This is a genomic window from Shewanella sp. 5S214 (assembly GCF_041439795.1).
Lineage (GTDB): Bacteria > Pseudomonadota > Gammaproteobacteria > Enterobacterales > Shewanellaceae > Shewanella > Shewanella vesiculosa.
The window spans coordinates 63841-73911 of the sequence record NZ_JBGOOV010000027.1; the positions used below are offsets into that span (position 1 = coordinate 63841).

The following is a 10071-nucleotide window of genomic DNA, read 5'->3' on the forward strand; positions in this document are numbered from 1 at the left end:
CGATACGACTCTTTATATCAGGGCTGTGCCCGTGCAAGCCAGTTGGTTAAATAATCTCAATAGGCAAGTTCGGGCAATAAGTCACCACAGCCATAGTGTGTCGACAGGTCTGAGCATAATGATAGGCTTGTGCTGACTGAAGGTTAAGTGACTCAGCGTATAAACAAGGACAGTGGGTTAAGGTTATTTCTACATTGGCTAAGCAGTAGCATATCGCCACTATTTTTGTTGATAGTCAGGAATTACTTTTGGGTGCACACCCTTGATTGAACGATAGAAATCCATTAACTGGTTTATTTCCGCTTCAATCTCTCCGCTCGGCTTTAAGGGCTTGGCAATCACAATGGCCTTTCGGCCAAAATCTAATCCTATTGGCACAATATCGACATTGGCTTTGGCTGCTATATGATAAAAACCACTTTTCCAACGTGTTACAGGGCTGCGGGTACCTTCTGGTGCTAAGGCTAGTTTATAAAGCGGATCTTGTTGGAATAACAGTACGACGCCATCAACTAAATTATTGTATTTGCTTCTATTGACTGGACTGCCGCCCATGGCGCGAAACATCCACCCCCAAGGTGGAATAAACAGCTGATGCTTGCCCAAAAAGTGGATTTTAGTGCCTAACGCACTGCGAGCGATAATACCGATAATGAAATCCCAGTTACTCGTATGTGGGCCAACAATGATGACGCACGGCCTGGTTTTATCCAGTTGGCCATCGATTTTCCAACCAAGTATTGTGAGTAATCCAGAGCAAAGTGAGCTGAACATGGCGTCATTCCAATCATTGAGCTTTATTAAGCTTTTTGTTTTATGGTATTGACTCATCAAAGCCTGTGCCGAGAATCGGAGTCAAACATGTTTTCTAGCTATTGCGACGTGTCAGTGTATCTGATCTCATATCAGCATAGTCGATCATCATGGCCATTTGATGCTTGAATCTGACTTAAAATAATCGCTGGCATGAGACTATGTTAGGCATGGGCTTAAATGATCATAAGACAAATTTGTCCCTCAAGAGTGTGCTTATTCGCCCTAGGGAATACCGCTTAGCAGAGCACATCGGCATGCTAAGCGTGTAGCATCAACTCATTCTTTAGCAGGATGTGTTAGTGAGTGCTTGGTTTGCTAAATTCTGCAATCCGTTTTGCCTCGTCTAGGATGGCTTGTTCTAATTCTGCTTCTGACTTCATCCGTTCCAAATCTAATTTCATCCGCTGTTGCTTTGGTAAAGCTGTGCGAGCTTCCATAATAGGGTGGTTTCTAATCAGCTCATAATGGCTAAACAGCTTGGGGAAGTCGGCGACAACTTGTTCCGACATGGATAAGGCATCAAATAATTTGCCAATGCGCATAACGCCTTCAGACAACTCACAGCGATCTTCTAACATTGCTGCAGCAATATAGCGGATATCGGTCAGTATCTGCTGTCTGCGCTCTTCGGCTTTAGCCTTACGCTCTGACTGTGCGAGTTGATTTGCTTGGGTGCGACGCTTAAGCGTTATCAGTAAGTATGTTGCGTAAGTTGCAAGGGCAATAATGATGAGTAATGCAATAACGATGGCGGTTGTAGACACAATTTATCCTTTTCTGAATACAAAACTGGCGCCATATGCGCCAGTTTTCTGATATCAAACCAAGAAATAGCTTGGTATTACTTTCATCGAGCAGACTAGTCTTTCTGCTGATAATCTTTAAGCAGATCCGCACCTGATTCAAAACGATTCAATAGGTCATCGTCGCTCAGTTGCTTTTTAGGGCTTTCCATTGGCGTATCATCACCATCAGTAAGACCTAAACTTAACATCAGTTGCTCAATTCTGTCTAATTGAGCGTCCAACCACTTTTGGTCTGCGTCAGATAAATCACGACCTTCTTCAAGTTGGTCGAGTAACTGATTTAATCTTGGATCGTCTTCGAGTTTCAATAACTTTTGCTCGTCAGTTAGCTTAGGCTGTTTAGGCTTAACCACTAAAGGCTTGGTAATTGATGTTGGTAATATTAATGCGACCGGCTTTTTACTGCCATGGCGTGCATCTTTATTTTTAACCGTTGCATTATCCGCGGCTTGTTTAAGCAACGTTTCATTATGACGGCTGCCTGATTTACGGCCGGTTTCTGACTTTTTACCATCGACCGCATTGCGATCGACTTTTTTTACTCTTGGGGCAAACTTAGCGCCGTTTTCGCCGCCTTTGCGAGTTTTTTTACTGCGAGCCATGATGTTCTCGTTAGGTTTTCTAAACACGTCCTTGCAGATCAATTTCTACAAGACACTAAATAAGGATGCGCTTTATATCAGATTTTGATGATTTTTGCATCAAAACCAGATCTTTCAATGCAAATAATAGCTCAAAATCACTATTCAATGCTAAATATTCAAATGTAGAGTGCTGATAAAAGCTTACATGAGTTGGATTGTTTTTGTAATGCCATTTGGCAAAATGGTCTTTATCAGTCAGTAAGGGAGTGCTTATTGCTAACCAGCCACCCGGTTTAATCAATTGATTGAGTAAGAGCCATTCTCGGTGAGGATGACGAAAGTGTTCAAAGACTCGATAACAGCACACAAAATCATAACGCTGTTGCAGCACTGACTGATCAGCAGCAAAAAAAGGATCGTACTCATTAACAATATGGCCGGCATCAGCTATAGATTGTCTACTGTGCTCGTCAAGTAAGCGGCCGAAATTGAGGCCTGTTAATGTACCGGTTTGTTGCTGAGATATTTGATCTAACAGTGGCAGAATAAATTGCGATAATGGCTTCTGTTTCGATGACTTTTGCGATCGACCATAGCGCTGTTTCTCAAGATCGGGCATCAGATGAGATTTTGGGTTAGCAAAGACTAAACCACATTGTTCGCAGCTGTAGAACGCTCTTTTTTTGTCTTGAACAAAAAATTCAGCAATATGATTACAAAGCGGACATACATTCATCAAATACAGCAGCACCTAAGTATTGACTGGATAAACGATTATATAGCGAATGCGGTTAATTAAAAGTAAGTATTTGAAATCAAGTCGATATTAATGCTTTTTAGGCATAAAAAAAGGTGGCAGTATAAACTGCCACCTCGTAAAACAGTGCTTAATGCACTTTATTCTGATTCCAAGTATCCGTACTTGCTATGTGACTGTCCCGGTCAGATCTTTATTTATTCTGCTTTCCATGCCGTTTTTAGTTGTTATTGGTCATCAATGACGCTTTTTTATATTCTGTTGCCGTCCTGACTACAGCTTCCGTAGATGGTCTTCAATGACGCATCATTATCCTAATTGTCTTCAATGACATTAGTTAACCATCCTTGTTGCTTTGTACCTTCGAGCGATAAAGCTTCCAGTGTGCATCCTCAGCTATAAGCTTTGTCAGCTATTATTTGAATCTTCAAATAATACTCTGGGTTATCAGTCACTCTGTTGTGTAAGGCAGTGCTAAACAGCATATCGACCAATCGGTCTGTTCCTTACAAATTTTACGACCAGTATTTCAAGATGAAATATCGACTCATGTAGTTATTATTAGTGAGCGGTCTTAAATTATTATTATTATAAATTAGCTTTATTCTTATATCTTAAATGTATCAGTCCGAAACCTGCTTGATGTTATTAGATTTATATTACAAACAGCTGGGTTTACCTCGGTACGGGGTGTATTTAACGCTAAAACAACGAACACTGTCAAGTAAAAATCAGTGAAGTTGACGTAAACGTAAACTTTAGGCGGTAAAAAATGGGCTCAAAAGCCCATTCTTTATTAGCGAATATTCAGTGGTATTAATGCTTAATACTTGAAATATATTTAGATAATGCTTCGATATCAGCATCAGATAATTTTTTCGCTACATCTTGCATCATGCCATTTAAATCGTTGTGACGAAGTCCATCACGGAATTGTGTTAGCTGAATTTTGATATAGTTAGCATGTTGACCGCCAACCATAGGGAAACCTGCAGCAGAGGCGCCTTTACCTTCCGGTCCATGACAAGCAACACATGCGGTAATTCCACGAGCGGTATCACCACCTTTATACAGTTTTTCACCAGCAGCAGGTACATCGGCAACATTTGAGACCGCTTGTACTTGGCTAGAGAAGTATGCTGAAAGGTCTGCAATGTCTTCATCACTGAGTCCCATAGCAAAGCCGATCATAATTGGGTTCATACGACCCTCAGCACCGCCGGTTTTCGCAGCTAAACGAAATTCAGTCAATTGTTTTTCAAGGTATGCAGGATGTTGACCTGCTAATTTAGGATACATATCAATCATACTATTGCCGTCAGCACCGTGACAGGCAGAACATACGATTGCTTTAGTTTTGCCTACTTCAGCATTACCTTCAGCCATAACTGATGATGACATAGCGGCTACTACAGACAGCGCAAGAGCTAACTTTTTCATGGCGTTCCAACTTCTAGTTAATTTATTGTCCTGAGCTTACTAGGAAGACCCGCAAGCGTGGTAAAATGTTTTTCCAAGCGCTTTGATGTAGTTTACGATGCTCGTTAAGAGTGAGATCATTTTTGACTGCATCACACATATCAGCTTTGCTTGGGTATATAATGTGATCTGCCTAATATTTTACACGAAAATGTGCAAAAGTAAGCAATTGTTAAAAATTTATGGTAACGCGTTTACTAGAAGTAATTTAATTGGAGTTAAGAGTGACAGAATCTCGTATCGATTTCCGTAGGGCTAAGTTTTTAATCAGTGCGCCTGATATTGCGCATTTAGATCAGTATCTTCCTGGGGATATCGGGGTTGAGATTGCGTTTGCTGGACGCTCTAATGCCGGTAAATCCAGTGCGTTAAACGCACTTACTGAACAAAAAAGTTTAGCTCGAACCAGTAAAACCCCTGGTCGTACCCAACTGATTAACGTGTTTCAGTTAGATGATGATCGTCGTTTAGTCGATTTACCGGGTTATGGTTTTGCCCAAGTTCCTTTAGCGTTAAAAAATAAATGGCAAGAGGCGCTTGGCGAGTATCTGCAAAAACGAGCTTGTTTAAGCGGCGTGGTGGTGTTGATGGATATTCGTCATCCATTGAAAGATCTTGATATGCAAATGATTGAGTGGGCCGTGATCAGTAATATTCCGGTGTTAGCATTGTTAACCAAATCGGATAAATTGACCCAAAGTGTCAAAATGAAAACAGTTAATGATGTTCGTGCTGCCCTAAAAGATTTTGGTGATAAAGTACAAGTGGAGACGCTGTCATCGCTAAAAGGCACGGGTAAACCTAAAGTGCTCAGTATTCTAAATGATTGGTGTCATCCCCAATGGTTAGCGGAACAGAAAGCCGAGCAAGCTTCAGAGTCTGAGTAACAATAGCATGATGTAATTGATTACCAACAGCACGAAAAGCCGACAACCAAGTCGGTTTTTTTATGTGTTTGATATGAGAATGGTGATTTTCAAGCAAAAAAAAACCGATAACCAAACGGTCATCGGTACAAAAAAATTAGCTCTTTTGGGGAGAAGCTAAATTCAACAAGACTCAAGTGCCATCAACTCAATTTGATGACTCTCAATAACCATACAATAACCTTTTTTTAACCAACATTAAAGTATTTACTCTAAATATTTTTGCGGTGAAAAAAAATCAAAAAAAAGCCCCAGCAACCTGAGTTGCTGGGGCGCCGAATTTGGCTAGTCACTACTGCTAGTGAAATAAAGGTTTGAAAGATTGAACATCTTAACCTCTGTACCCTACAACGAATATAATACAGTATCCGCCTTAAAATGAAAAACTGTTTTTCATATAAAGATACAATAACTGTGAGTTTGGCAACAAATTAATGCAGCTTTGTTAACTGTGTCGACGAAAATGTTGTGTTTACTAGGTTGATTTGGGGTGTAGGTTATGAACTCAAGGTCTACAGATGTTGAAAAGCGTAGCCGTTGAAACGTTTGGGCAATAAAAATGCCGTATTCCAATGAATACGGCATTTTATGCTTTAGCAACTTAGGTTATTTATCTTATGCAATGCAAACCTATCAAACTACGATTTAGTGGGCTTCATCCCAATTGTCGCCAATACCTGCCTCTGCTAACAAGGTCACATCTAATGATGCTGCTTGTGCCATTAAATCGCACACTTTGGTTTTGAGTGTTTCTGCTTGAGCTTCATCCACTTCAAACACTAATTCATCGTGTACTTGCATGATCAGGGTAATTTCACCTTGAGTATCTTGGTTAATCCACTGGTGGATAGCAATCATGGCTTTTTTGATTATGTCTGCTGCAGTCCCTTGCATGGGAGCATTAATCGCTGCTCGCTCAGCGGCTTGGCGGCGCATGGCATTGCGATCGTTGATTTCAGGTAAATATAAACGACGGCCAAATAAGGTCGAAACATAACCCAATTCAGCAGCAATTGCGCGGGTTTCTTCCATATACTTAAGCACACCAGGATAGCGAGCAAAATACGTGTCTATGTAGGTTTGTGCTTCGTTGCGTGGAATATCTAATTGCTTAGCTAAACCAAATGCAGACATGCCATAAATTAAACCAAAGTTAACCGCTTTGGCGCGGCGACGTTGCTCGGTCGTGACTTCTTCAAAATGCACCCCAAATACTTCGGCTGCAGTGGCTTTATGAATATCTTTACCTTCAGCAAAAGCGGTCAGTAAGCCTTCATCTTGAGATAAATGAGCCATGATACGCAGTTCGATTTGTGAATAATCGGCCGCTAAAATTTTTCGACCCGCAGGAGCGATAAAGGCTTGGCGAATACGGCGGCCTTCTTCGGTACGGATAGGAATATTTTGTAAGTTTGGCTCACTTGATGACAAGCGGCCTGTTGCGGCATTCGCTTGATGATAGCTAGTGTGAACCCTGCCTGTTATGGCATTAACCATTAGCGGCAGTTTATCGGTATAAGTACTTTTTAGTTTTGCTAGGCTGCGATGCTCGAGAATAACTTTAGGTAAAGGATAATCAAGTGCTAGCTCGACTAATACGTCTTCAGCAGTTGATGGTGCACCCTTAGGAGTCTTTTTCTTTATTGGGTAACCTAGTTTTTCAAAAAATAGTGTTTGTAGTTGCTTTGGTGAGGCTAAGTTAAACTTCTCTTCGGCTATTTCGTAGGCTTTGTTTTCTAAATCATCCAGTTTTTTGGCTAACTCACCACTTTGTTGGCTCAGTAACATTGAGTCGATAAGGACACCTTGGCGTTCAACGTCTGACAGTACTTGAATTAACGGTAGCTCTAACTCATCAAACACACTGGCCAGTTTGGGTTCTTTTTCCAGTCTTGGCCATAAGTGTTGATGTAAACGCAGGGTAATATCGGCGTCTTCAGCGGCATATGGCCCAGCAATATCTAAATCAACTTGATTAAAAGTCAGTTGCTTTGCGCCTTTGCCTGCGACTTCTTCAAAACTGATATTTTTATGGCCAAGATATTTAAGCGCTAATCCGTCCATGTCATGGCGTGATGCTATTGAGTTAAATACATAGGATTCGAGCATGGTGTCAAAGCGGACACCTTTTAGGGTAATACCAACATTGGCTAAAATACTCATGTCATATTTGAGATTTTGGCCTACTTTCTGCGGTGTATCGCTTTCAAGAATAGGACGCAGTTTTTCAAGTGCGCTGGTTTTATCAATTTGTTGCGGTGCATCAAGGTAATCATGTGCTAATGGTAAATAAGCGGCTTTACCTGCTTCAGTGGCAAATGATAAACCCACAAGTTCAGCTTCCATGTAATTGAGGCTAGTTGTTTCAGTATCAATTGCAATCAGTTCAGCGCTATTGAGCTGTTCGATCCATTTGTCGAGTGCTTCCATCGTCAGAATCGTTTCATATTCTGCTTCAATGGTCGGTGATACCGTGATGTCTTCATCGCTATCTTTGTCGCTAACTGTGCCGCGAGGTTGCTTGTTATCTAATACTTCTGCTAACCAACGCTTAAACTCCATTTCACCAAAGCATTTAATCAGTTCATCTCGATCTTGTGGCTTAACAGTGAGTTCATGCCAGTCTTGTTCAAGTTTGACATCAGTTTTGATGGTGGCCAACTCGTAAGACAGTCTTAGCATATCGGCATTGTCGATAATTTTAGTCGGCATGGTTTTTGAGCCTCGAAAGCCCACTTCAATGACGCTTTGTGGATCCGCTAAAATTTTCTCTACACTTCCCACACCAAGTAGCATCGCTAGCGCGGTTTTCTCGCCGACGCCAGGTAAACCTGGAATGTTATCTGACTTGTCACCCATGAGTGCTAAAAAGTCGATGATTCTATCTGGATGGACACCGTATTTAGCCTTGACCTCTTCCGGTCCCATAATGGTGTCTGTCATAGTATTGATTAACGTGACATGCTCATTGACGAGTTGCGCCATGTCTTTATCGCCGGTACTGATTAAGGTTGCTCGGCCTTCTTTACTCGCTTGCAGGGCGATGGTACCGATAACATCGTCGGCTTCGACACCAGAAATGCTGATCAGTGGTAAGCCCATCGCATGGATGATTTTGTGCAATGGTTCGATTTGAGTACGCAGATCATCAGGCATAGGTGGACGCTGGGCTTTATATTCGCCGTACATATCGTTGCGGAAGGTTTTGCCTTTGGCATCGAAAACCACTGCAATATGACTCGGACTATAGCGGCTTAATAAACTGCGAAGCATATTAACGACGCCATAAACCGCACCAGTCGCTTCACCTTTTGAATTGGTTAAATGAGGCGGCGAATAATAAGCGCGATAAAGATAAGATGAGCCATCAACTAGGATGAGCGGGTTATTGGGAATCGTTGGCATAATTAATATTCGTGTTCATTATTTTGCGAGACTAATAGGATGACATTATACCCACAGCACCTCAAGATGCTTGTGAGATTGTCAGTTATTTATCCAAAATGACGCTAAATAATCTTGACGTATGACAAGTCGTGCATTTAGTGGGACTTTATCGGTGCAAATATCTCAGGAAGTAGAAAATCAGCCACGAAAAAAGCTCCCAGCCTGTGGATAAGTCTGTGAGTGGAATAGTCAACCTTGTTGGATAGATTTTCTTACGGCTTTAAATGAAATCGGTAACTAGTTGATTTTTTTAATTTATTTTTATTTTTGTGAGCTAAATATTAATTTTAATAAATATTACTATTTTGTGGACTTTTTTATTGATGTCAGTTAAGTCACTCGCAAATTTAGTGATGTTTTGTGACTAAAAAAAGCGCATCTACTAAATTCGACGCTCTAAGTTAGCACGATTTTTAATCAGATCAACCGTTTTGTTAGTTTTTTGTTGTATTTTTTGTATTGTCACTTAAAAGATGAAGGAGAGTGTCATGAAAAAGGTTGCTGTTTTACTGAGTGGCTGTGGGGTATTTGATGGAACTGAAATTCACGAAGCGGTATTAACGCTTCTGGCGATAACCCAAGCTGGGGCGACATATCAATGTTTTGCGCCAGATATTACTCAAATGCACGTAGTGAATCATTTAACCGGTGAGGTCAATAACGACGAAAGCCGTAATGTTTTGGTTGAGTCGGCGCGAATTGCCCGTGGTGAAGTGCTTAATGCTAATGCCTTAGAGGTCAGTCAATTTGATGCTTTGGTGATCCCTGGTGGCTTTGGTGCGGCTAAAAATTTATCAAACTTTGCGACCACGGGCAGTCATTGCCATATTCAGCCTATTGTAGAGAACTTTATTCGTGAATTCGCTTTAGCTCATAAACCGGTGGGTTTTGTGTGTGTTTCACCTGTGATGATCCCCAATATTTATGGCAAAGGAGCTGTCGGTACTATTGGAACTGATTCTGATACCGCGCATGCATTTAATGAAATGGGTGGTAAGCATAAAGATGCACAAGTGGAAGATATTGTGGTTGATGAGGCCAATAAAATCGTCAGTACGCCAGCCTATATGTTAGCAACCTCGATTTTAGAGGCGCACATAGGTATTGAGAAACTGGTTACAAAAGTGCTTGAAATGGCTTAACGATTAGGCGTGACATATATCTTACATGTGAGCGGATGAATAAAAAAGCCACCCTTGGTGTAATGCCGTTCACTTAAGGTGAGCGGCATTTTTTCTTTTTGCTACAGGATACTT

The 10071-nt window shown here is 41.2% G+C and carries 8 protein-coding genes; 2 read left to right on the forward strand and 6 right to left on the reverse strand.

From position 1 onward, the window contains the following. Positions 1-219: 219 nt before the first annotated feature. The 5 genes from ACED29_RS16720 to ACED29_RS16740 all read right to left on the reverse strand — a co-directional run bounded on the left by ACED29_RS16720 (position 220) and on the right by ACED29_RS16740 (position 4403). Complete coding sequence (locus ACED29_RS16720; protein ID WP_124016677.1) at positions 220-774, reverse strand: 1-acyl-sn-glycerol-3-phosphate acyltransferase; 555 nt, start codon at positions 772-774, stop codon at positions 220-222. Between the two features lie 338 nt (positions 775-1112). Continuing rightward, the gene (locus ACED29_RS16725) at positions 1113-1580 is read right to left on the reverse strand and encodes a DUF2489 domain-containing protein (protein WP_124016678.1); all 468 of its coding nucleotides are present in this window, start codon (positions 1578-1580) and stop codon (positions 1113-1115) included. Positions 1581-1675: 95 nt separating this feature from the next. Beyond that, positions 1676-2224 carry a Der GTPase-activating protein YihI gene (gene yihI, locus ACED29_RS16730; RefSeq protein ID WP_124016679.1) on the reverse strand — a complete coding sequence of 183 codons (549 nt, stop codon included), beginning with the start codon at positions 2222-2224 and terminating at the stop codon, positions 1676-1678. A gap of 55 nt (positions 2225-2279) precedes the next feature. Next, positions 2280-2942, reverse strand: coding sequence for a methyltransferase domain-containing protein (locus tag ACED29_RS16735; protein ID WP_124016680.1), 663 nt, complete (start codon positions 2940-2942; stop codon positions 2280-2282). A gap of 837 nt (positions 2943-3779) precedes the next feature. Continuing rightward, positions 3780-4403 carry a cytochrome c gene (locus tag ACED29_RS16740; protein ID WP_371698143.1) on the reverse strand — a complete coding sequence of 208 codons (624 nt, stop codon included), beginning with the start codon at positions 4401-4403 and terminating at the stop codon, positions 3780-3782. A 263-nt stretch (positions 4404-4666) separates the two neighbouring features. Between ACED29_RS16740 and yihA the strand changes: the two genes are divergently transcribed. Further along, the gene (yihA, locus tag ACED29_RS16745; protein ID WP_124016682.1) at positions 4667-5329 is read left to right on the forward strand and encodes a ribosome biogenesis GTP-binding protein YihA/YsxC; all 663 of its coding nucleotides are present in this window, start codon (positions 4667-4669) and stop codon (positions 5327-5329) included. Positions 5330-6013: 684 nt separating this feature from the next. On the opposite strand, the gene polA is transcribed toward yihA, so the two are convergent. Next, on the reverse strand, positions 6014-8773 hold the full coding sequence (polA, locus tag ACED29_RS16750; protein WP_347690606.1) for a DNA polymerase I: 2760 nt from the start codon (positions 8771-8773) through the stop codon (positions 6014-6016). 530 nt (positions 8774-9303) lie between these two features. On the opposite strand from polA, the gene elbB reads away from it, so the two are divergent. Next, on the forward strand, positions 9304-9957 hold the full coding sequence (gene elbB / locus ACED29_RS16755; protein ID WP_182723160.1) for an isoprenoid biosynthesis glyoxalase ElbB: 654 nt from the start codon (positions 9304-9306) through the stop codon (positions 9955-9957). Positions 9958-10071 lie beyond the last annotated feature (114 nt).